Source organism: Winogradskyella undariae (assembly GCF_013285155.1).
Lineage (GTDB): Bacteria > Bacteroidota > Bacteroidia > Flavobacteriales > Flavobacteriaceae > Winogradskyella > Winogradskyella undariae.
On record NZ_JABTEL010000008.1, the window covers coordinates 154,454 to 179,264 of the forward strand.

19 protein-coding genes are annotated in these 24,811 nt (G+C 31.6%); 5 read left to right on the forward strand and 14 right to left on the reverse strand.

The window, feature by feature from the left end:
- Window positions 1-54: 54 nt before the first annotated feature.
- The 9 genes from ppk2 (HSX10_RS12330) to HSX10_RS12370 form a co-directional block, all read right to left on the reverse strand.
- A complete protein-coding gene (gene ppk2, locus HSX10_RS12330) occupies window positions 55-864 on the reverse strand; it encodes a polyphosphate kinase 2 (RefSeq protein ID WP_173588529.1) in 810 nt (269 codons plus the stop codon).
- 17 nt (window positions 865-881) lie between these two features.
- On the reverse strand, window positions 882-1,736 hold the full coding sequence (gene ppk2, locus HSX10_RS12335; RefSeq protein WP_173588530.1) for a polyphosphate kinase 2: 855 nt from the start codon (window positions 1,734-1,736) through the stop codon (window positions 882-884).
- A 130-nt stretch (window positions 1,737-1,866) separates the two neighbouring features.
- Window positions 1,867-4,278 carry an alpha-ketoacid dehydrogenase subunit alpha/beta gene (locus HSX10_RS12340; protein WP_173588531.1) on the reverse strand — a complete coding sequence of 804 codons (2,412 nt, stop codon included), beginning with the start codon at window positions 4,276-4,278 and terminating at the stop codon, window positions 1,867-1,869.
- 304 nt (window positions 4,279-4,582) lie between these two features.
- Complete coding sequence (locus tag HSX10_RS12345; RefSeq protein WP_173588532.1) at window positions 4,583-7,423, reverse strand: gluzincin family metallopeptidase; 2,841 nt, start codon at window positions 7,421-7,423, stop codon at window positions 4,583-4,585.
- Window positions 7,424-7,661: 238 nt separating this feature from the next.
- Complete coding sequence (locus HSX10_RS12350; RefSeq protein ID WP_173588533.1) at window positions 7,662-8,348, reverse strand: LOG family protein; 687 nt, start codon at window positions 8,346-8,348, stop codon at window positions 7,662-7,664.
- A gap of 165 nt (window positions 8,349-8,513) precedes the next feature.
- The gene (locus HSX10_RS12355; RefSeq protein WP_173588534.1) at window positions 8,514-8,681 is read right to left on the reverse strand and encodes a lmo0937 family membrane protein; all 168 of its coding nucleotides are present in this window, start codon (window positions 8,679-8,681) and stop codon (window positions 8,514-8,516) included.
- Window positions 8,682-8,852: 171 nt separating this feature from the next.
- Window positions 8,853-11,681, reverse strand: a complete 2,829-nt coding sequence (gene uvrA, locus HSX10_RS12360) for an excinuclease ABC subunit UvrA (RefSeq protein WP_173588535.1) — start codon at window positions 11,679-11,681, stop codon at window positions 8,853-8,855.
- Between the two features lie 179 nt (window positions 11,682-11,860).
- Window positions 11,861-14,785, reverse strand: a complete 2,925-nt coding sequence (locus HSX10_RS12365) for an AsmA family protein (RefSeq protein WP_173588536.1) — start codon at window positions 14,783-14,785, stop codon at window positions 11,861-11,863.
- 111 nt (window positions 14,786-14,896) lie between these two features.
- Window positions 14,897-15,784 (reverse strand): phospholipase A, encoded by an 888-nt coding sequence (locus HSX10_RS12370; protein ID WP_217363269.1) that lies wholly within the window; start codon window positions 15,782-15,784, stop codon window positions 14,897-14,899.
- A 242-nt stretch (window positions 15,785-16,026) separates the two neighbouring features.
- Between HSX10_RS12370 and HSX10_RS12375 the strand changes: the two genes are divergently transcribed.
- Window positions 16,027-16,641, forward strand: coding sequence for a fumarylacetoacetate hydrolase family protein (locus tag HSX10_RS12375; RefSeq protein WP_173588537.1), 615 nt, complete (start codon window positions 16,027-16,029; stop codon window positions 16,639-16,641).
- Between the two features lie 183 nt (window positions 16,642-16,824).
- On the opposite strand, the gene HSX10_RS12380 is transcribed toward HSX10_RS12375, so the two are convergent.
- A complete protein-coding gene (locus HSX10_RS12380; protein ID WP_173588538.1) occupies window positions 16,825-17,013 on the reverse strand; it encodes a hypothetical protein in 189 nt (62 codons plus the stop codon).
- Between the two features lie 103 nt (window positions 17,014-17,116).
- Between HSX10_RS12380 and HSX10_RS12385 the strand changes: the two genes are divergently transcribed.
- From HSX10_RS12385 to HSX10_RS12400, 4 genes are all read left to right on the forward strand, one after another.
- Window positions 17,117-17,539 carry a DUF2452 domain-containing protein gene (locus HSX10_RS12385; protein ID WP_173588539.1) on the forward strand — a complete coding sequence of 141 codons (423 nt, stop codon included), beginning with the start codon at window positions 17,117-17,119 and terminating at the stop codon, window positions 17,537-17,539.
- Window positions 17,540-17,703: 164 nt separating this feature from the next.
- Window positions 17,704-17,850, forward strand: coding sequence for a hypothetical protein (locus HSX10_RS12390; RefSeq protein ID WP_173588540.1), 147 nt, complete (start codon window positions 17,704-17,706; stop codon window positions 17,848-17,850).
- Window positions 17,851-18,267: 417 nt separating this feature from the next.
- On the forward strand, window positions 18,268-19,029 hold the full coding sequence (locus HSX10_RS12395) for an NYN domain-containing protein (RefSeq protein WP_173588541.1): 762 nt from the start codon (window positions 18,268-18,270) through the stop codon (window positions 19,027-19,029).
- Between the two features lie 184 nt (window positions 19,030-19,213).
- Complete coding sequence (locus HSX10_RS12400) at window positions 19,214-20,044, forward strand: T9SS type A sorting domain-containing protein (RefSeq protein WP_173588542.1); 831 nt, start codon at window positions 19,214-19,216, stop codon at window positions 20,042-20,044.
- Between the two features lie 144 nt (window positions 20,045-20,188).
- Here the strand turns inward: HSX10_RS12400 and HSX10_RS12405 are convergent, their stop codons facing one another.
- From HSX10_RS12405 to HSX10_RS12420, 4 genes are all read right to left on the reverse strand, one after another.
- Window positions 20,189-20,539 (reverse strand): hypothetical protein, encoded by a 351-nt coding sequence (locus tag HSX10_RS12405; protein ID WP_173588543.1) that lies wholly within the window; start codon window positions 20,537-20,539, stop codon window positions 20,189-20,191.
- A gap of 217 nt (window positions 20,540-20,756) precedes the next feature.
- On the reverse strand, window positions 20,757-21,488 hold the full coding sequence (locus HSX10_RS12410; RefSeq protein ID WP_173588544.1) for a hypothetical protein: 732 nt from the start codon (window positions 21,486-21,488) through the stop codon (window positions 20,757-20,759).
- 201 nt (window positions 21,489-21,689) lie between these two features.
- The gene (locus HSX10_RS12415; protein ID WP_173588545.1) at window positions 21,690-23,978 is read right to left on the reverse strand and encodes a discoidin domain-containing protein; all 2,289 of its coding nucleotides are present in this window, start codon (window positions 23,976-23,978) and stop codon (window positions 21,690-21,692) included.
- Window positions 23,979-24,199: 221 nt separating this feature from the next.
- A complete protein-coding gene (locus HSX10_RS12420; RefSeq protein ID WP_173588546.1) occupies window positions 24,200-24,802 on the reverse strand; it encodes an acyl carrier protein phosphodiesterase in 603 nt (200 codons plus the stop codon).
- Between the last annotated feature and the right edge of the window lie 9 nt (window positions 24,803-24,811).

Consider the following 24,811-nt stretch of genomic DNA (forward strand, 5'->3'; position numbering starts at 1 on the left):
AAGAAAGAAGGCAATAATGCCTTCTCTAATTTTATTGAAATCAATTACTTTATTTTATTCATTCAAAAGTTTTTTCATGGATTTATGTCTAATTCCATCTAGATCTTTAGTTTCGTAGGGTATTTTTTTTAAAATATATTCAAAAGCAGTGATTCTTGCATTGGTTTTACGGTTGGCTTTTATAACCTTCCAAGGTGCTGAAACTTGTGTTTTTTCAAACATAACCTCTTTATATTTTGTGTATTCATCCCATAATGAAATAGCACGCCTATCTACATCGCTATATTTCCATTTTTTTATAGGTGTACTTACAATGTCTTTAAATCTTCGCTCTTGTTCATTCTTTGTTATAGAAAAATAGAGTTTAAGTAAATAGATACCAGAATCTTGAATCATTTTTTCAAATTCATTCACTTGTCCCATAAAGATATTGTACTCTTTTTTTGTACAAAATCCATTAACAGGTTCTACAACAGCTCTATTATACCAACTTCTATCAAAAAATACAATTTCACCATCATTAGGTAAACGGTTTATATAACGTTGAAAATACCATTGTCCCATTTCGGTTTCATTTGGTTTAGGTAAAGCTACAACACGGATGGCACGTGGCGGTAAATGTTGAATAACACGTCTTATAGCACCACCTTTTCCTGCGGCATCTCTTCCTTCAAAAAGAATAATTACCTTTTTATTATTCTTAGCAACCCACTGTTGAAGAATAAGCATTTCTTCTTGAAGCTTTTCTAGGCGCTTTTCATATTTTACATTGTTAAGCGTTTTTTCAATATTTAGTTGCTTTTGGCGCAATAAGGCTTCAATTCCCTTTTTTGTATTTAGAAGTTGTAAGTTTTTTTCGGTCATCTTTAAAGAGAATTTTATTATTGGTCAAGTTGATCTGTGTTTCTAAAATAACGCTGTACAATATTGGGATCTGGTAAAAGTGATTTGCAATTACTTCCTTTATTATCGTAATCAAACATGCTTAAAACATATTTAATGCTTTCTAATCGTGCACGTTTTTTGTCGTTAGATTTAATAACGACCCAGGGACTGAATGAATTGTGAGTTCTAGAGAACATTTGATTTTTGTAAGTTGTAAACTCATTCCAAAGTTCCTGGCCTTTTTCATCAACAGGACTAAATTTCCATTTTTTGAGAGGACTTTTTAAGCGTTTTTCAAACCGACGTTGTTGTTCTTCTTTAGATACAGAAAACCAAAATTTAATTATTATAGTTCCATTTTCGTAGAGCATATGTTCAAATTCTGGTACTTGAATCATAAAGCGGTTATACTGTTCTTTAGAACAAAAGCCCATAACAGGTTCTACAACAGCTCTATTATACCAACTTCTGTCAAAGAAAACAATTTCTCCGGCATTAGGAAGTTCTTTTATATAGCGATTAAAATACCATTGACTTTTTTCTATCTCAGTCGGTTTGTTTAAGGCAACAATTCTACGAGCTCTTGGGTTAAGGTGTTCTGTAAAACGTTTAATTGTTCCTCCTTTTCCTGAAGCATCTCTACCTTCAAAAATAATGGCTATTTTTTTCTTTTCTTTTTGTACCCAATGTTGAAAATCTACCAGTTCTGCTTGTAAAGGGAGTAATTCTTGTTCATAAGCATATTTTTCTAAAGCAATTTTAAATGTTGGGTTATCATCTTGGTGCTTTTCAATATAATCGACCAAATCGGCCTTCTTTTTAAACGTATTAAGAATTTCCTCTGTAAGCATATGTTGTGGGTTAATAATTGAGTGTGAAAGTTATAAAAAATAAATTAATGATAAAATTTGAAATATTATTCTACAAAAAAAAACCTTCTTTTAAATTAAAGGAAGGTTTTTTTTGTTGTAAATAAGGTTGTTATCTCAGTTTAGGATAGTTTGAAGGGTTTGATTCATTCATAACGTCATAAACTGCTTCAAAAATATCTTCGGTTGATGGTTTAGAAAAATAATCACCATCTGTACCATAAGCTGGTCGGTGTTGTTTAGATGTTAATGTTTTTGGTGAGCTATCTAAATATTGAAAAGCATTTTGCTTATTTAATATCTCATTTAAAATATATGCAGAACCTCCACCAGATACATCTTCGTCGATAATCATTACACGATTAGTTTTTGAAATACTTTTCACAATATCATGATTAATATCAAAAGGTAATAGCGATTGTACATCAATAATTTCTGCATCAATGCCTACTTGTACCAATTCTTTTGCAGCTTTTTCTACCAGACGTAGCGTAGAACCGTAAGAGACTAAAGTAATGTCATTACCTTCTCTAATTGTTTCTACAACACCTATTGGAGTTTTAAATTCACCAATATTATTTGGTAATTTTTCTTTTAAACGGTAACCATTTAAACATTCTATAACTAATGCAGGTTCATCACTATCTAGAAGTGTGTTGTAAAAACCTGCTGCTTTTGTCATGTTTCTTGGCACTAATAAATGGATTCCTCTAATTAAGTTTAGAATCCCGCCCATTTGTGAGCCCGAGTGCCAAATACCTTCTAAACGGTGCCCTCTTGTTCTTACAATTAATGGTGCTTTTTGGCGTCCTTTTGTTCTGTATTGAACAGTTGCCAAATCATCACTCATAATTTGAAGCGCATACATAATGTAATCTAAATACTGAATCTCAGCAATAGGTCTTAATCCACGCATTGCCATCCCAATTCCTTGTCCGATAATTGTAGCTTCTCTAATGCCCGTATCTGCAACTCTAAGTGCTCCATGTTTTTCTTGAAGTCCTTCTAGTCCTTGATTTACATCTCCGATATAGCCTGCGTCTTCTCCAAAAATTAAAGCTTCAGGATAGTTGCTGAAAATTGCATCAAAATTTTCTCTTAAAACCACACGTCCATCAACTTCTTCAGCTAAAGGATCGTAAGTTGGGAGTATTTCAGTTTGATTTAAAGCACTTTGTTCTGACTGGCTATGTAGATGCGAACTGTATTTTGGTTGTATAATTTCAAAATAGTTTGTAATCCAATTTTGAAGTGCTACTTTTTCTGGTGATGTTTCAGAAACAACATAGCGTAATGCCTTTCTTGTTGCAGAAAGGATGTTTTTTCTTAATGGCTCATTAAAGCTTTCTAATTCGTTTTTTAATTTTGTAATAAAAGCACTATTAGTACTAGAGGTTGCTAAGTTTTCTAATAAAACAAGCGCTTCTTTTCGCTCTGCTATAATAGGATTAATTATGGCTGCCCAAGCTGCTTTTTTACCTTCTCTTACGGTTTTTTTAATACTGCGTTCTAGCGCTGTTAATTCTTCATCTGTTGCAATATTATTTGCAATCATCCAAAGACGCATTTGAGCATTACAATCGTATTCTGCTTCCCATTTTAAACGTTCTTGATTTTTGTAACGTTCATGAGATCCTGAAGTAGAATGTCCTTGTGGTTGCGTTAATTCTTGAACATGAATCATTACAGGGATATGTTCTTTTCTAGAGATTTTAGCGGCACGTTGGTAAGTGTCTATAAGTTCAGGATAATTCCATCCATCTACTCTAAAAATTTCGTAACCCTTTTCTTTTTCATTGCGTTGAAATCCTTTTAATATTTCAGAAATGTTTTCTTTTGTTGTTTGGTGCCTTGCGTGTACTGAAATTCCGTACTGGTCATCCCAAATGCTAATTACCATTGGCACTTGTAATACACCTGCTGCGTTTATCGTTTCAAAAAATAAACCTTCACTTGTACTCGCGTTACCAATAGTTCCCCAAGCAATTTCATTTCCTTCTTTAGAGAATTTAGTCGTATCTATTCCATCTACTTCTCTGTATATTTTAGAAGCTTGTGCTAAACCTAAAAGTCTTGGCATTTGACCTGCAGTTGGAGAAATATCTGCACTTGAATTTTTTTGTTCAGTAAGATTTTTCCATTGTCCGTTTTCATCTAAGCTATGTGTTGTAAAATGGCCTCCCATTTGGCGACCTGCAGACATTGGTTCATTACTTAGGTCGGTATCGGCATATAAACCCGCAAAGAATTGCTCAATGGTTAACTCACCAATAGCCATCATAAAGGTTTGATCTCTATAATAACCCGATCTAAAATCACCATTTTTAAAGGCTTTTGCCCATGCGATTTGAGGGATTTCTTTTCCGTCACCGAATATTCCGAATTTTGCCTTACCAGTAAGTACTTCTCTACGACCTAATAAACTACATTCTCGGCTAGTAACTGCCAGTTTGTAATCGTTTAAAACTTCCGTTTTAAAATCGTCAAAAGTAATCTCTGTTTTAGTCTTAGAATCTGTATTCATTATTGGAAACGTTTTTTTGTATAATACTAGATAAATAATTTAGATTAATGTAATAGTTCGTTTTAAAACGAATTGAAAACATATAATTATATATGAATTAGAGTTTTCGATTCTAAACCAAAACTATTTTTAGAAGTAGAATCTGTATTTTATAATTTATCTAGCTTATTGCAAAAGTACAAAAAATAAAAATTTTACACAATATAGATTTGTGTTATGTTGTTGATGAATTCTTATTAATATGTCGTTTTTATTGAGAATAATTTAATGTAAGAGTTTATTTTAACGCTTAATTAAGAATGTATTAATACCACTTTCTTCTGAAGAGTCCTAGAAGTACTTGTGGGTCAACTGTGAACATAAAACGTATATGCTGACTGTACTGAGGTTGTGCAATTTCCCAACCTAAATTTGAGTAAATAGGGAAGTAGATTTCAAAATAATCTTCAACAAGGCTAAGGCGAATACCAGAGTCATAAACAAATTGAGAATTTGTAAACTTGTTTTTTACCAAACCTAGATCTCCATAAGCTTGAATATATCTCCAAATGGACGTGCTAAAATTAGCTGTAGTCATCCATTGATTTGCAAATGGTGTGTCTAATTTAGATTTAAATCCTCCTTCTGCAATAATAATTTGTTGACTAAATAAACCGGCAGCTTCAGAGCGTCCTAAATAATTGAAATCAAATAAATAATCGGTTGGTCTGTCTAAGGCAAAGCTGAAATAATTAGAATTAGGATTCGTATTATTTTCTAAGAAATAACCTGCGAAAAATCTAAAGTTAATATTTCTATTGCTTTTAGTGAGCTTTCTAAATTCGTAATTAAAAGTAACTTTACTAAACTTATCGGCAATCTGTATGTCTGTAAATAATTTAGAATAATTAATAACTCCTGGATTAGAATGTGAATACCTTAAGCTAAATACACCATAATTTGGTTCATCTAAAATAACAGTAGCATCATCTCCCAATTCTCTTTTAATACTTACATATCTCGCAGAAATTTGATCGGTTTGGTTAGATCTTATGTAATCGTCATTTCTAAAACTTAATGATATAGAAGGTCTTATTCTTGTAAAAAAGGCATCTTTAGCAAAAGATTGGTAACCGGCAGAAATCCCATAGGTAATATCGTATAGATTTTGATCTTCAATATTGTGTGAGTAAAAAATGGACGTAGAGCCTGTAAGTGTTCTAGATTTTGTTGCGTATTGTGGTGAGAACCTATAATTAAGACGCTTTCTTAAGATGGTCTTGTTGTATACTTTTGTACCTAAGGTTAAGCCATCATAAATATTATTAAATTCTACCAAAGGCATAAAGAATATCTGATTGTAATTAGGGTCTTCGATGTCTTTAAATAAACGAAATTGCAAAGGCTTATTGTTTAAAAAAGAACCGTTTACAGCTTTATAGTTATCACGCTGATTATATTCTGGAATAACATTATCATAATCGAGAACAAATTTATCAGTACTATCTTTAGGTAAAGTTATTGTCTTTTTACCTTCTATATTTTCTACCCATAATTTACCAATTACAGAATCGTTTTTTAGTTTAAAAACTGATATTGGCATAGTGTTATCTCTTTTATTCTTTAGAGTTAATTGTAAAGAATCTTCTAAAGTTTTAATAGACGAAATTTTAAAGTCTATTTTTTTGCGCGTATCCAAATAGTCAGTAAAAAACCAACGAATGTCTTTTGTTGTTTTAGAACTTATATAGGTTTCAAAATCATTAAGAGAAACTGTTTTTAATTGATAGGTTTTTAAAAATTCAGTAAGATGATCAGGTAAATTAATATCGTCTGTAAATTGATCTAGGTAGTTAAGTCCTACACCTGCTTTATACTTACCTGCAATATTGGTGTTGAATTTGGTAAGAGAATCTTTAGAAGTGGTTAAAGGCTGATCTCTATTTTTTCTTGCAATTTCCATAGAATATAGAAAATACTGAAAATTGAAATCTAAATCTGCAGCATGAAAAGCTCTAATTCCCCAAACATCAGCTAAGGTTCCTAGCAGTTTCATATCAGGATAATTCTCTTCAACATAATTAATTAAATAATAAACCTGAAGCCCTTCACTTAACCAATGCTCTTTTCTTGGGTTAAGTAATAGAATATTATCAATATATTTTTTTAATGAGGTTTTAAGTAGTTTTAATTCATATTGAAACTCATCTGGGAAAGGTCTAAAAAATGAAGGCAACTGATTTAATCCATAAAGCTGATCTCTTTGATAATCTATAGAGGTAACTAATAACTTTTTGTGCGGATATTTACCAAGATGTTTAGTTAAGTATTGTGTAATTTTATCTGTAATTAAAGCTTTTTGTGGTCCTATTAATCCTTTTTCTTTAATGTTTGTAGTTAATAAAAAATCATCAGTTTGAACAGAACTATATGTTGGTGATTTATGAAGTGATAAGTAGGTTTCTATTCTGTTTTCTCCACTTAAAATAGTGGTTTTTGTATTTTCTGTGTTATTAAAACTAGTAGTATTAAAATCAAGCTCAGTGGTTACTTTATAATTTTTAGGATATGTAATGTTTATTGATAAATCTGCTTTAGGAACAAATAAATCATCCAAGTTTTTATTGCTATAATAATTCCATTTACCGTTGTAAACAGCAGGAGTTATGTACCAATATTTTAAATCGAAATCTTGCTCTTTTGTAACTCCGTAATTCGTGAAAGTGGCATCAGGAAGTGTAATTTGATAGTTAAGACTTATTCTGTAAGATTCTCCTGGTAAAACAGGGTGAAGTAAATCTACTTTTATGACATCTATATGAGATTCTAAACGTTCAAAGTTTAGAGAATTACCTGTAGGGTTTTTTATAGATGCTATTGTGGTAAACCCACGCTGTTCATCTTTTGCTAAATGAAATTTGGTACTAAACTCTTCTTCAAAACGTTTTGCTAACGGTGTAGATTTAGTAGAGTAACTGTTGTTCCAATCACTAAGATAAATTGTTTTTAAGGTGTCTTTAGATTCATTTTTATAAACGATGGCTTGCGTTATTGCAATCGTTTTAGTTTCTACACTAACATTTGCATTAATATCAATTATGTTTTGAGCAATAAGAGTAGTGCTGAAAACAATGAAAAGTACAGATATGTAATGTAGCTTGTTCAATTATAGAGTTTTGAATTATAAAGATTTAAAAGTGTTTTTTTTGAACTGACCATATTATTAATGGCTAGCGATTCATTTTTAAAACTACTTTATTAACTTGAATAGCAAGTATATGATTTGTTAGCGTAGTGTCCAAGTTAATGTTTTGTGAAATTTGACAATTCTATATGCATTACTTATTGAAAAAATCATAAAAATTTGAATGTTTCAATAAGTAATGAATAGAAATATGGTTTTCTTAGAAGTTAGGACTAAGGTCATAATCTTTATAAAAGTCATCTAAGATGGCTATAACTTCAGCAGGAGTATCAACAAGGTGAATTAAATCTAAATCCTTTTCATTAATATTTTTAGCAGCTACAAGAGTTGTTTTTACCCAGTCTAACAAACCGCCCCAAAACTCAGTTCCTACTAATATAATAGGGAAACTTTCAATTTTATGAGTTTGTATTAGCGTAATAGCTTCAAATAGTTCATCTAAAGTTCCAAAACCACCAGGCATGACTACAAAGCCCTGAGAGTATTTTACAAACATTACTTTTCTTACAAAGAAGTAATCAAAATCAAGACTTTTATCTGAGTCGATATATGGATTGTCGTGTTGCTCAAAAGGTAATTCTATATTTAGTCCTACAGAAGTACCACCTGCAATATGAGCACCTTTGTTACCGGCTTCCATAATACCGGGGCCACCGCCTGTAATAACACCATATCCATGTTCTACAATTTGAGTAGCTACATCTTCAGCTAATTTATAATATTTATGATCAGGCTTAGTTCTTGCCGATCCAAAAATAGAAACACAAGGTCCTATTTTACTTAATTTTTCATATCCGTTTACAAATTCTCCCATGATTTTAAAAATCGCCCAAGAGTCATTTGTTTTTATTTCATTCCAACGTTTGCTATTACTTTCTGTTCGCATAAGTTTATTCTAATTATAACATGTAAAAGCCATAAATTAATATGGCTCATTTTTACTTTAATTGTTCCTCAAAGTTAAGTTAAATTGATTGAAATTAATATTTAATCCAAAAAATAAGCGCATCAAAATATTTTGATACGCTTGTTACTGATATATTTTTAAGGTCTATAATGGTTTTCTACCCGATATAATATTATAAAGAATAACAATTACTGCAATAACTAATAAAATATGAATAAGACTATTGCTGCTCATTCCTGGAATAATATTTAATAACCCAAGTAACCAAACGACTATACATATAACGGCGACTAACCAAAGAATACTTTTCATAATTTTTAAGGTTTTTTTGTTAATATCTTGAAATTATAAAATAAATAGACGACTACAAAATATTTAGTTTAATCGAGTTAATAATAAGATTGTATAAGTTACAGATCGCTATTAGCGATGCGTTTAGGCTGTTTTGGAACAGGGAATAATGATATTTACAGTACTTGTACTTTACACCATTTCCTTTTTTAAAAACTTTGCGGTGTAACTCTTTTTATCTTTAATAATTTGTTCGGGTGTGCCTTTCGCAACTAATTCTCCTCCTCCTTTTCCGCCTTCGTAACCAATATCTATAACATAGTCTACGGTTTTAATTACATCTAGATTGTGCTCTATAATTAAAACGGTGTTTCCTTTATCTGCAAGTTTATTAAGTACTTTCATTAGGACTCTAATATCTTCAAAATGTAAACCAGTTGTAGGTTCATCTAGGATATAAAATGTATTACCTGTATCGCGTTTACTTAATTCTGTAGCTAATTTTATACGCTGCGCTTCACCACCAGAAAGGGTTGTACTTTGTTGTCCTAGTGTAATGTAACCTAAACCAACATCTTTTATAGTTTTTAGTTTTCTATGAATTTTTGGTATATGCTCAAAGAAACCAACAGCTTCTTCAATCGTCATGTTTAAGACATCACTAATCGATTTTCCTTTATAACGAATTTCTAAAGTTTCACGATTAAAACGTTTTCCTTGGCAAGTTTCACATTCTACATAAACATCAGGTAAGAAATTCATTTCTATAACACGTAATCCTCCACCTTGGCAAGTTTCGCAACGTCCTCCTTTCACATTAAAACTAAAACGTCCCGGTTTATAACCACGAATAAGTGCTTCTGGAATTTTAGCAAATAGACTTCTTATTTCATCAAAAGTTTTAGTGTAAGTTGCGGGGTTACTTCTTGGTGTACGTCCTATTGGTGATTGATTTATGTCTATTACCTTATCTAAATGTTCTAAACCTTTAATGCTTTTGTAAGGCATTGGTTTTTTTACACCATTAAAATAATGTGCATTTAAAATAGGGTAGAGGGTTTCGTTAATAAGCGTAGATTTTCCACTACCAGAAACTCCCGTTACACCAATCATTTTACCTAAGGGGAACTCTACATCAACATTTTTTAAGTTGTTTCCGGTACAGCCTTTAAGTACTAATTTTTTACCGTTACCTTTTCGTCTTTCCTTAGGAATTTCAATTTTACGTTCTCCATTAAGATATGCAGCCGTTAAGGTTTTTTGATTTAGTAATTCTTTTGGGGTTCCTTGACTAATTATTTCTCCACCAAATTTTCCTGCAAAAGGACCAATATCAATAACGTGGTCAGCACGTTCTATCATATCCTTATCATGTTCTACCACAATAACGGAGTTTCCTACGTCTCTTAATGAAATTAAAGAATTAATTAGTTTTTCGTTATCGCGTTGGTGCAATCCAATACTTGGTTCATCTAAAATATAAAGTACACCAACTAATTGAGAGCCAATTTGTGTCGCTAATCTAATTCGTTGTGCTTCACCACCAGAAAGCGATTTAGAGCTTCGGTTTAAAGATAAATAGGTTAAACCTACATCTAATAAAAATTGAACTCTGTTTCTGATTTCTTTTATAATTTCAGCTGAAATTTGTTGCTGTTTATTTGATAGACGCTCTGTTAATCCGTCTAACCATTGCCCTAATTCTACAACGTCCATGTTGGCTAATTCGGCTATGCTTTTACCATCTACTTTAAAGTATAAAGATTCTCTACGTAAACGAGAGCCTTCACAAACCGGGCATTCTACTTTGTCCATATATTCCTTAGCCCAACGAACTAATGATGTTGAATCTGAATTGTATTGACTTTGAATGAAATTAGCAACACCTTCAAAATCAATTTTGTAATCTCTAGAGACGCCTAATAATTTGCTTTCTACGGTGAAACTCTCTTTTCCTCCGTTCAGAATAACGTGTTTTGCTTCGTCGGGTATGTCTTTCCATGGATCACTTAATGAAAAATCAAAGCGTTGTGCTATGGTTTCAAATTGTTTAAAAATCCAACTTTTCTTTTGAGGACCATGTGGTGCTAGAGCACCATTTTTTATAGAAAGCGTTTCGTCTGGAACTAATTTTGCATCATTTACCACATACAATTCACCAATACCATTACAATTAGAACAAGCTCCTTTTGGGGAGTTAAAAGAGAAGTTGTTTGGCTCAGGGTTAGGGTAGGAGATTCCTGTAGAAGGACACATTAAGTTACGACTAAAGAAACGCGGTTCGTTAGTATCTTGATCAATAACCATAAGTACATCTTCACCATGATACATAGCGGTGTTGATGCTTTCCATAAGACGTTTTTCATTGTCTTTAGAGCTATCTATCTTAAGTCTATCGATAACAATTTCTATATCGTGGTTTTTATAACGATCTAGTTTTAATCCTTTTTCTATATCTACAATCTTGCCATCTGTTCTTACTTTTACGAAACCTTGTTTTGCAATTTGCTCAAACAATTCGCGATAATGTCCTTTACGAGATCGTATAACAGGTGATAAAATATTAATGCTTTTACCTTCGTAAGATTGTAAAATAAGATCTTTTATCTGCTCGTCATTATAACTTACCATTTGCTCACCAGTATTAAAACTGTAAGCATCTGAAGCGCGAGCGTATAATAAACGCAAAAAATCATAGATTTCTGTAATGGTCCCGACTGTAGAACGTGGAGATTTACTCGTGGTTTTTTGTTCTATGGCAATAACAGGAGATAAACCATCAATCTTATCGACATCTGGGCGCTCTAAATTGCCTAGAAACTGACGTGCATAAGCAGAAAATGTTTCAATATATCGACGTTGTCCTTCTGCATAAATAGTATCGAAAGCTAAAGACGATTTTCCACTACCAGATAATCCTGTAATAACGACAAGTTTATCTCTAGGAATGGTAACGTCTATATTTTTAAGGTTGTGAACACGTGCTCCTTGTACTTCAATAGAATCGTTAAAATGGCTCATATAAGGTTAGAATCTTTCTTTTGTGTTGTGCAGTTTTTTCTGTAAAGCTTACAGGTTTGCAAAGATACAAATTATAGTTGTTACTTTTTATAAGCCTTGATTGTAGTAAAGTAGTCTTTTTTGTGATTTTTAAATCGTTATGTTAATCCGTATTTATAAACAAATAACTTACATATTCTTTATTTTTGAACCTTAAGAGTGTCTGTTTCTTGTTTTTTTATTGCGTCTAGGTTAACGTTTTTAATGCTTTGTTTCATTTTACTTATTTCATCTAAAGATGCACTTTCTCTTATAGAGTCTTTTAGTGTAGACATTTGTTTTATTTTGTCTTCTGTATAGCTTGAAGTATCTGTTTCTAGCGTATTAAGGTCTGATGATTTTTTACCAACCTTAACATCAAACTCATCACTATTTCCTTCTATAACAACAGGGATTCCTATAAGACCTATTGGGGGTAATCCTATTCTCATTTTAAGGCTTAACTCACCGTCTAAGGTTGTTTGTCCTTCTAAACGTAATCTAAATGGACTGACTTTAAATTTGAATTGTTCGAGTTCTAAAACATTATTATCTAGTTTAGAATTTATTGTGATTTCTGAAATTTTAGGATCATTAAGGGCATCAAAACCTGATTTTTCAGAAACTTTACCGAGTAGTTTATAACCATCAAATTTTACATTATGAACTTTTAAAACCCCTTTACCTTTTAATGCAGACAATACAGGAAGCATTTCTTTATCTAATGTGCCTGTTAATTTATAATCTACCGAGGCAATCCCTGATGCTTGGGCTGCGGCAGGTGCTAGTTCTTTAAACAGGTCTATACTGTTGTAGCCTTTTTTTATATTAAGATTTTTAACTTTAATATCCATTGCAAATAAGGCTTGGTCTATAGCTGTTGGTTGGTAGAATCCGCTAAGATCTGCCGTACCATCTGCCATTTGTAGATGACTGTTCTTTAAGAAAAGACTTTGTTCTTTTACGCCTAAGTCTCCAGAGAGAGTGGTGATGACTAGCTTATTGTATTGTAAGGTGTCTATTTTTACTTCAATAGCTAAATCTATATTTTTAGGGACTTGCATTACTCCACTAACAACAGTTTCTATGTTGTTTGTATTAGTTATGCTATCTGTTTGTTGTTGTATTTGTTCTTGTTTCGGAAAGAATTCTGTAATATCAATTTTAGAAGATGCTAATTTTAAATCTCCAAGTAATACTCCTTTTTCATATAAACCATAATCTAGATAATTCTGAAAATATCCATTCATTATAACATCTGATGATTGATGCTTTACATTAAGGTTAGAAAAAGCCATTCTATCATTTAAGAATAAAAACTCACCTTCTTTTATAAAAACAGGATATTGAAGTTCGTTTGTATTGATTTCTATATCTTTAAGTATAAGTGAACCGCTATGTGTATTATTGCTGTTTGGATTATTTAGTTGTCCTTTTAAATTTAAATCGGCTTTAAGTTGTCCGTTAGCAATTAAAACAGGTAGCTCAATAACTTGATTTAAGGTTGTGAAATCTATATTTCCTTTTCCTTTAATGAGGTATTCTAAATTGTCGAAATTTTTAAAAACGCCACTACTTGTAAACTGATTTTCTAGAAAACTAAAATTTAAAGCATTAACGGTTAGAGAGGACTCCGCATAAGTTTGTCCTTCATTTTTAACTATAGCATTTAAGGTAATATCTTTAATTGGTTCTGGGTATCCTGAAGTTAATAGATAACCTTTAGATAAGTTGAAAGTTCCGTTTGTTTTTGGGAACTTAGAGTGGGAAGGTTGGTAAACACCATCTACAGCTACATCTGCAATTAATAAACCGTTAAATTGAAGGTCTGGAAGTTTTAAAGTCTGATTTAAGATGTTTAAGTCAATGTTCGATTTTATGTTAGACTTTATATACAATGAATCCATTTTACCTTGCGCAAGTATTTGCCCTGATGTAATTTCATTATTAAGAGAAAAGTTAAGGCTATCTAGCTTTATTTTTATCTCATCGCCTGTGATATCTCCTTTAAATTTTAGGTATAGATTTTCTACAGCTTTATCGGCATCTGCATGTTTAATTTTACCATCATATATATTAACTTCGACATTAGTACGTTCTATTACTGAAGCTTTAGGAACAATACCTGTATATCCTGTAAGTTGTAATTTTGCATCTAGATCTCCGTTAAGCGAAACGGTTTTAGACCATTCAGTGTATTTTGGAGGTAAAGCACTTACAACATCTTCAAGCGTACCATCTTCTGTATTGAATAATAAGTTGTATGCAAATCCGTTTTCAAAGACATCGAGTTTTCCGTGAAAATTCACCTTTAAATCATTTAAAGCAATGGTGTTTTTATCTAAAGTAATGGATAGGTTTTCAGTATCGTAAATGGTGAAAGAACGCGCTTTAAGTTTCTTGCCTTTTAAATAATCAACATGATCAAAAACAACATCTACACTCGTAATATCTAATTTAGAGCCTAATTCTAGCTTTCCATTAACAATTCCGCCTCTGCCATTATAATTCAATCCGTTAGAAATCATAGTGATGCCAAGGTCTTGATCTTCATAATGTACAGTTGCATTGTCAATCTTTAAATGTTTTAAATTCAGATTTAAGCCTAGAGCAGTTGTATCTGTTTCAGTCTCTATTTTATTGGTCGTAATTGTGTCTGTTGCTTTAAATATATCGTAGTTATTTCTATCAAACTTATCTTTAACTAACTTGATATGGCAATCGGTTAAGTAAGTTTCATTAATGACCACTTTATCCGAAAAAATAAGTTTAAACACATTAATACCAAACCCGAGTTCTTTGGCTGTTATTAAAGAATCTTTTTCAAAAGGTTGAGAGCTAGATAGGTTAACGTCTTCAAAAGAAAAAGTTAGTGAAGGAAAATGATTAAAGAAAGAAATGTTAGAATCTTTAAACTGAAGTTCTGTTGCTAAGTTTTCGTTAATACCTTTTTTTATTTGATTGGCAATAGCATCGTTAAAAATACTTGGGATAGCAAACAGGCTAATGATCAGTAGAATAATAATGGCTAAAGTCCATTTTAAAATTTTAGTTAGCAATTTCTTCTTGTTATTGACCGTTTCCATTATAGCGTGTGTTAGTTGGGATTCTAAGCGATCAAAAATAGTGTTATTTTTAATGTGCTATTAGTCAATATACACTAAGAAATTGTTAAAGTGTGTAAAATAGGTAAGAGGTTACCAATTATAAAGCGAAACCCCTAAGCCAACTGTGTTTTGATAGTGATTGTAGTCTATTAGGGTTTCTCCATAACCGGTGAATAATTGCGCGTGTAAATTTAAATTTTCATTCAACGGAAAGAGATAGTTGAATTGTAAACTACCGTGATTATCATTGAGTTTGAATGAATTATTAAAAATAACGTAAAATGTATGTTTACTTAGTTTGTATGTAGCTGTAATACTAGCATTACCAACGTAACTCGTAATAAGTGGGTTTTCGTCTTCATCATCGGGTAATCTAAACCAAGGCGAAACCTCAAGTTGTAAGTTTTTAGTTTCCATAGCAAGGCTAAAGATAAGTCGGTTCCAGCTTCGAGATCGTGGTAAATCTCTACCATTAGATTGATGGTTAAAACTAAAGCGAGCCATTTTTATGGTAAATCCAGCAAATTTTAAGTTTAGTGGATAGGTTAAGATCAGTTCTGGCTCATAGTTTAATTCCCTAAAGGCACGAGATATATCGGTATTATAAATTTGCCAATGTGCTATTTGTGTATAACCAAGCCATAAATCTCCTTCTCCAAAGAGTATAGATTCTGCAATCTTAGTTTTAAAACTAAGCTGAAATTTAGCTTCAAAACTGTTATAATCTATGGGGTCTGTTACAGTATAGTCAGGGTTTTCGCTATAAGGTAATTTGTTGGGGCTGTTAGACCATCTGGCAGCTGTTACATAGATTGGTTTGTATGGAGTAAGTTTAAAAGTACCTTGTTTATTAGATTTATCTAAATCCCATATGTTTTCTATAGTTTTAAGTTCTCGTGGGTTTTCAATTAAGGCTTGAGCATTTGTTTTTAAACTAATGAATACCAAAAAGGTTAAGGTTATTATGGGTTTAATCATCTCAAGAATTTTAATTGGTATGGTATTGCAAATCTATTTTATAATTTGTGATTTTGTTGATTTTAATTAGATTTTTAGTTTATACCATTATTATGAGGTTTATAATAAGACTAGCTTAAGTAATGCAATTTATGTAATGTTAATTCTATTGATTATAATAGATGTATTTTCTTTATTTTAATGACATTCTTTTACTGTTCTTTTTTTACCTTTAGTCCTGAAAAAATTAAACTAAAAATAACATGAAAATAATAGGTATTGGTAAAAATTACGTCAACGATAAATCTGAAATAAGCGCTATAAAAACAGGAGCTCAAACCATATTTACTAAACCAGATTCTAGTTTGGTAACGGGTAATAAGAATATTGATTTTCCTAAGATTACAAATCAGTTAGCTTATGAGGTTGAACTTGTAGCTAAAATAGGAAAACGAGGTAAGGACATCACTTTAGAAGATGCAGAATCTTACATTTCAGAATTAGCCGTAGGGATTGATTATACAGCTAAAGATGTATTAAGTGCAAGTAGAGAAAACAAAGGACCTTGGGCATTAGCTAAAGGGTTTGATGGAGCATCACCTATGTCGGCTTTTAAACCAGTATCTGATTTTCCTGATTTAAATGCGATTAATTTCGACTTAAAAATTAACGGTGAGCAAAAACAAGTAGGAACTACAAGTCTTATGATCTATAGTTTTAAAGAAATTATAGCTTATGTATCTTCATTTATGACGCTAGAAGAAGGTGATGTTATCTTTACAGGAACTCCGGCTAGTGGAACTGGATTAGTGGTTAAAGGAGATCATTTAGAAGCTTCTATTGAAGGTGAGTTGCTTCTAGATTTTAAAATGATTTAATCTTAAAATATAAAATTAAAAAAAGATGTGGTGCTATAATAAAGTACCACATTTTTTTGCTAAAAATTTAAGTATAGTAAACCACACTATTCTTTACGGTCAATCTTGTAATAAGCACGGATTAACAGTATGGCCCAAATGACCACACATACGGATACAAATAACGAGAATGAGAAAATTATTTCATTTGCCTCCATTTAAGATCTGTTTTATAAAAATTACTAATCCTAGTAGTGTTGGTGCCCATAGTCCGATAAAGATAGCATGAAGCTCATCTCCTCTTAAAAATAAATACTCGGCAACTATAATAATTAATGCACATAGTGCTAACATAAAAAGGTTTAAGGGGCCTATTTTTTTTGTAAAGCTCATTTTAGTCAATTATATTAAGGTTCTAAATTTAATGAAAAAATATAGCCTATTCCTTTTTATGAGCCCTAAATGAGTTTTATCTTTGTATAAAGCCTTTTAATTTATGTCTAAATCCAAGAAACCAGATCAAGTTGTATTTAATGAAGATACACAACGGTACGATGCCGCTTTAAAGCCGTATGCAACTAGTGTAGGGGCACCAGCAATTCAAGTGACAGATAATTCATCTTGGAAAACCAGAAACATCCACAAGGCAAATAAGCAAATTAAAGCCAAGTATTTAGAGCTTAAAGCAGCCTATGAAAAAATGATGGAAGAGTTAGAGTATAATAATTTAGTTTATAATGCACGCTATGCTTTTGAACCTATTGTAGGAGAAACTTATCATTTATACCGTGACAAAAAAGAAGAATCTTTTTTGTCCATTATTGCACCCAGCGACTGTAATTTCGATTACATAGGAAGTTTTCTACTTAACAGTGAATTGATATGGAAAAAGGTAACTACTGAAACAGGACTTCAGTAGTATTAAACTTGGTGCTTCTGTTTAAATTTTAGGTTAAATGTTTCTGTAATACAATCTAAATGTTAATAGAATGCTAAATATTTGATATGTGGCGTTTTATGTACTTTTAAAACATCCAATACTGTGTTTTTATCCGTATATTTAAAATAAAACGAGAAAGCACTATGAAACTACTGGAAGAATTTAGAAACCGGCTACAGAAAACAACATTAGATCCTAAAGAAGAGAGTTTTAACGATCCTTTTTATGATGTAGAAACTTTAGATGCAAATACAACGTCTAATGAAGACGATATGTTTTTGTTTATTTAATAATGAAGGTTAATTCTCATTACTATAATTCTTTTGTAAAACTTTAATTTTAGTCTTTACATAGTTTGTTACGGCTTTTTTTTAATGGCATAGAGTGAAAAAAAACATATAAAATTTATAATTAAAACAAGTCTTCTACAAAAGGATTTGTATTGCTCTTTTTACTACATTTAACTTTCATAAAACGAAGAAATCTTAAAACGTTATCAATATGTCAAAATCACAAGATTCAAAGAAAAATGTAAAAAAAGAAGCTACATTATCAGCTAAAGAGAAAAAGGCGGCAAAACAAGCTAAAAAGGCGAGTCGTACTTAAAATCTTATCAATAATTTATAAAACCACTTCATTAGGAGTGGTTTTTTTGCGTTAGAGGAAGTATCTTTAGTTACAAATAAAATATAAATCAATAACTTATTATGGATATAAAATTAGCCGTGCTTATAGACGGAGACAACATACCGTCTGCTTATGTAAAAGAAATGATGGAAGAGATTGCAAAATATGGTAATCCAACTATAAAACGTATTTATGGAGATTGGACAAAGCCTAATTTGTCTAAGTGGAAAAACGTTTTATTAGAAAACGCCATCACACCTATACAACAATATGGTTATACTACAGGGAAGAATGCGACAGATTCAGCAATGATTATCGATGCTATGGATATTCTATATTCAGAAAAAGTAGATGGATTCTGTTTGGTGTCTAGTGATAGCGACTTTACACGTTTAGCTACTCGATTAAGAGAAGCTGGGATGGCGGTTTATGGTATAGGCGAAAAGAAAACCCCAAGTCCATTTATTGTGGCCTGTGATAAATTTATCTACATAGAGATTCTTAAAAATCAGCGAGAAGATCTCCCTTCAGAATCTAGTACAGCTCCGACATCTCCTAAAAGTGATTATGACACCATCACTCAAAAAGAAATTAATTTTATAGCAACTACTATAGATGATGTTGCGGATGATGATGGTTGGGCATTTTTAGGCGATGTTGGAAGTTTATTGCAGAAGAAACAACCTAATTTTGATTCACGTAACTACGGTTTTCAAAAATTAACACCTTTAATTAATTCTATTCCTGATTTTGAAATAGAACGTCGTGAAGATTCCAAGGGACGTTCAAAATTGATTTATGTAAAGCTTAATGAAGAAAAATCAAAACGGAAGAAGAAGTGAAAACCGATATGTTTTGAAGGTGTAAACTCAGGTGATTGTTACGTTTTATATATATATAATGAGAGTTTTGTGTTTTTGTTGGTTTATGTGTTAAAATATTTGTTTTTGTTAAAATAGGATTGATTTGAAGAAGTGGTGTTTTTTTATCATAAATTGCTAGTTAACCTTATAAATATAATAACATATGAAGAAAATTACTTTAGCAACAGCCTTATTATTAGCTATAGGCGCACAAGCACAAACGTTTCCAGCTCCATACTGCGAGATTGCAGATGAAGCACAAGTTATAGTAGAAGAAATCTCAACGGTGAGTTTTGCAGACGCTAGTATTGTAAATACAGACTTAAGTTCTGTTTTGATAAACGCAACTTCTTTTGCTGCTAATGTAGCTCCAGATGAAACATATGCTTTAGTTGTCACAGGAAATACCGAAGGTGATTTTGAAACTGATATTGTTGCTTTTATAGATTGGAACCATAATGATATATTAGATGATGAAGGTGAAGTTTACGCCGTTGGAACTCTATTTGATACCGATGGCACGGATGGTGTATCTGTGTCTTTAGATATTACAATCCCTACAGATGCTGTTTTAGGTGAAACGCGTATTAGAATTACTAAAACTTACACGGATCCAGATCCAGATGGATATCCAGCTTCTTTAGCAGAGGTAGACGCTTGTGGTATAACATTTGATGTTTTTGGAGAAGTTGTTGAGCCAGGTTACGGTCAGGCATTAGATTTTACTTTAAACTTAGCAACCTTAAGTACCGATACTTTTGAGCGTAATGCTTTAGCAGTTTATCCTAATCCTACAAAAGATGTTTTAAACATCAATTACAAATCTAATTTAACAGGTGTAACAGTTTATAATATAGTAGGGCAAGAGGTTTTACGTAGAAATACAGAAGCTTCTCAATTACAGATAGACTTATCTGAATTTACCTCAGGTGTTTATATTGTAAAATTGTTTTCTGAAGAAGGACAACATAGTTTTAGAGTTGTAAAACAATAGAATTGTGGTATAAGAATGTGTAAAATGTAAGTTTTACGTTTAATAAAATTGAAAGTTCTTATTGAAGTACTTTATTAATACAAAAAAACTTAGTCTATTATTTAGGCTAAGTTTTTTTATGTTTATAAGTGAAAATAAGCCTAGTTATTTAAGGATTTCAAGTTCACCTGCATTGATTGCTTTTTCGTAATTAGCTTCCACTTTATTTAAAAATCCAAAGAATTTAGTGCCGTCTTTTTTCTTTAAAACTACAGAAGTAGATCCGTTATTTTTTATGTTAACTTCTTCTATAACTACGGCTTCATTGAATACTGATTTGTAACGTGTTACTACACCTCTTTTTATTAAAATATTTGCCTTCGGAAAATCAATGTGTTTAAAACTTTCTGTAGAAGGGGTTTTAACGGTTAAAACATCACCGATTTTTGGAGTATTATTGGCTGAAGCTGTTAAAAATATACCGAAGCATAAAAGTGTAAAAAATAGTTTTTTCATAATTAATCGCGTTTAAATTGTTGATCAGGTCAAAAATACTAAGATTTTTCACCTGATTTAATACTTTTAGCAATTCTTAACAATTTAAAAAAGTGTTCATTTATGATGTTAATATACAGTGGAATAACTTGGTTTTTGAATATTTAAATATGAATACTAAGTGAGGAGTAACAATTTTATTTTTTTTAGTTTAAAAACACTATAATGACTACTTCATTTATAATTTCACCCCTGTAACATTATCCATTTCAATACCTAAAACAAGAAACTTATGAAAGGTTGGAAGTTGTGCGCCACTTTCTGTAGTTGTCCAGTTTTCCCATGTAGCTTCTAAACCTTTAATTGGTAAAATATCTACCCACATTTGGAAGCTTTTTGGTTTATAGTTTTCATCTAAATGCCATAAATAAGAATCACCAGGTGTAGATCCACCTGAAGTATAAGTAACTAAAAGCGCTTCTTTATTATTTTTAGTAGCAACTATTCTACGTTCTACACCAGCATCAAATACTTTATAGGGAGCAACAAGCCAAAAAGAATCATTATTAAAATAACCTTCAGCCTTATGTATATAATCGTGCTTTTCTATACCATTGTATTCTTGTTCTGCTACAAAAACTTTAGAATTATCATGATTTTTTAAATCTAGAATTACAGTAATCTGATCCCAACTCACTTCACACTTATTATCAGATTTATACCATTTATAATGATGTCTTCCTTTAAAAGTCCATTCTAAATAATCGGTGTTTATATAAGCTGTTTCATCTAAAGCATTAAGCATTTGTATTGCTAATTGATCCGCCTTAGCTCCTTGTTGTCCTGTGGGTAATTCTTCATTGTATTTAAAGTATAGAAATCCAAAGAGTAGAAGAGTAGGTAAAGTGAAAAAGACAATGATGCCTCCTATTATTTTTAAAACTTTTTTTAGTTTAGATGTCTTTTTCATATGTGAAAGTATTTTTGTTATCGTTATAAGAGTACTAAATTTAAGTATGTAAAGGTACAGTAAGAATAGAAAACTAGCATTGTTTTATTGTAAGCTTTAAATGAATTAGAGGGAATTTAATGGTTAAAAAGGTATAAAAAAAACATCGTTAAGATTAATCTTAACGATGTTTTATAATTTATAAATACTAGATAACTTACCTTATTGTATTATAAGCTTCAAGTTACCTTGACCAGCATTGTTTTCTATACTAATAAAATAAACACCTGAAGCTACTGAAGATAAATCAAAAGTTTTATTATTTAATTCCGCAGCAGAATTTAAATAATAACTTTTAATTATTTCACCAGAAACACTTTGTATGTGCATTACAGATTTACCTATAGTACTTGGGCTAGATATTTGAAATACTCCCGTAGAAGGATTAGGATATGCTAATAATTCATATGTAGATGTGTTATTTATTTCTTCTATACCTAGTGTTCCTTGTATTAATGGAGTATTACTAAAGTTAATAAGTTGACCATCTATAACATATTGAGCTTTAAAGCCATCATCACAGTCGGTACAAGTAGTTCCTGAAATACAATCTTCGCTATTAGGATGACAATAATCTACGTAAGTAGGATCAAATCTATAACTAAAATCTACAGTACCATTAGCAATTTGAGCTGTCATATCAATAATGTCTGGAGGAGAAATTGCACCAGGACACCATCCGGCTCTGCTGTACATCCAAGTACCTAATTGACCAGTACAGTTGTCTGGGTTTGGATTACATGTATTCCATAAGTTTTGCGTATAATTTGGTACGCCATCAACATCTATATAATGCGTAGCGTTATAAAATTCTGCAGCATTGCTTGTATTGTTATCACCCCAACCATGACCTGTAGTGGATAAACGTAAGTGAGAACTTAAAATGTTAGAATCGTAAGTATAATTTATAACATCAACAGGTTGTAAATTGCTAGGGTCCCCAAAATCCCATGATCCGTCCCACAATTCATCGATGTTTGAATATAAGTAGGTTGGAGTACCTTGTATAAAGTCAAAATCTAAAGATATTTGCCAACCTCCCGTTCCGTAGGTCTGAATATACATTCTAAATTCTACTTCTCCTTGAAGCAAGCTAGCGTAATCTGTTAAATCTATGGTGTGATTACATCCAACTCCATAAGGTGTTATATAACGAATTATTTGTATCCAGTTACCATCAGGTCCCATAACATCAATGTTAGCTCTACGATCCCAATCATCACAATCTCCATCATCAGAAGGACACTCAACGGTTAAATTTGCAATGATTTCATCATAACTACCAATATGCTGAGGTAAGGTATGTGTACCATAATAAAACTGACTATTCTCAGTACCAATTTCTATTACCACGTCTTCCATTGTTTGAACATTTTGGGTGTTAATAACATCAGTAACATTTATGTTTCTTGTAATTGTAGTACTGTTACCGTTAGTGCCAAATACGGTAATATTTACGGTTTTTGTGCCATATGATGTTGGTGTCCATAGGCCATAATGTAAGCCTTCTTCTCCAACAATGGTTATAGGATTTCCATCAACTGAAATTTCTACGTAATCTATAGTCATAAAATCAGGTTCTTCTATAGACGATGTTACATAGATAGGGTATGCATAAAAAGAAGGCATTTCTAAAGAGTAATCTTCTGTTAGTCGAGTTGAGACTGTAGGGTAATAAGTGCTAAGATCTAAAACTTCAAACTGTTGATAGGCTTCAGCAGCATAATAATTTGAATCGCCTGCTTGTTCTGCTTTTAAAGTAACTATACCAGCAACACCAGTTAAAGTCACGGTGTTACCAATGATTGTTGCAGGTCCAGATTCAACGCTATAAGTAATGTCTGTTAAACCAGAGCTTGCTGAAGCTGAAATAGCAAAAGGTGCAGCCGTAGAACTTTTATTTTCTACTGGATTAAAGGCTATGGTTTGATTTTCTTGTGTAGATCCCGTAGAACTTTCATAAAAAATAAGTTCAGCTGTATGAGTATTGTCTGTTGTGTCACTATTGTTTGAGGTATATACAACCTTGACATATCTTGCGGATACGGCTCCAAAAGTTATATCTTTTTGAGCTGCATCTGAAAGGTCTGCCCATACAAAATCACCTACACTTTCAGGGGTTCCCCATGTTGATCCATCAGTGCTAAGATAAATCTCGTATCCAACGGCTTTTCTTTCTAAGTTATTTGCATTAGGTGTGTAGCTAAAGCCATTTACGTCATGAGTTGCTCCTAAATCAACTTCAACATATGCGGGTAGTGAAAATCCACCAGCATTATAAATAGCCCAGTATGTAGAAGTATTTCCATCAAAAGCGTTTGCAACTGGTGTCGAGTTGTTATCGGTACTGTAGGATTGTATAGAGTAGTTAGATTGATCGATTTGTTGTGCGAACATATTAGTTGAAAAAGCTAAGAGTAAGCATAAAAGAGGGGTAAAGATTTTTATCATAATTTTAGTTAGTTGGTTTTTGTGAAAAAAATGCTAAATATTTTAAAAAAAGCTAAATATATTTAAAATTGTGTCTTTTTTTTGTTAAAAACCATAAAATTAATTATTAATATAGTGGTATTTGTAGATATATGTAATAAATGTCATTATATTATTATATTAATAATTTTAAGATAAAATAATGAGGCTAATGAAATTTTTGTTTTTTTAAGTAGTGAGCTTTATATCTTGAATTGATTTTTTATTTCTATCCGTTTTAAGCGACTAAATTCCATTAAGTCTTCAAAAAACAAAGTAAAGTCTTCTTCAAAGTCCTCATAAAATTCTTTGAGTTCATTGACTGCTTCATTCATCTTAGAACGGCCTTCAGTTCTTTTATTCATTCCATTTAATACTTTTTGAATGCCTTCAATAGTCGCATAACTAAGTAGCCAATTATCTTCGATCATAATTGGAGTTAAGGCTTGAAATCTTGGAGGTAAATTGTCAAGGTTTTCAATGAGGTCTTTATAGAAGTTAGATATATAAAGTTCTAAAGGAACGTCAGAGTACGTTTTCCAGTTTTTAGCTAAAAAATGATCGAAAAATATATCGACAATCACACCACTGTAATGCCCATAACCTCTATGTAGTCTTTTTGTACACTGTCTAAAAAGAGGATGTGCATCTGTAAAAGTATCTATATGCCGATGCAACATAATACCCGCTTGAATTTCTTTAGGGTAGGTTTTGTATTTATTACCTCTTACACCATCGGCAGCAAAGTTTCCAATAGTGATAAGTTTGTGGTCTCCTGAGAGGTATATATGGGCTAGAAAGTTCATCTTTCGAAA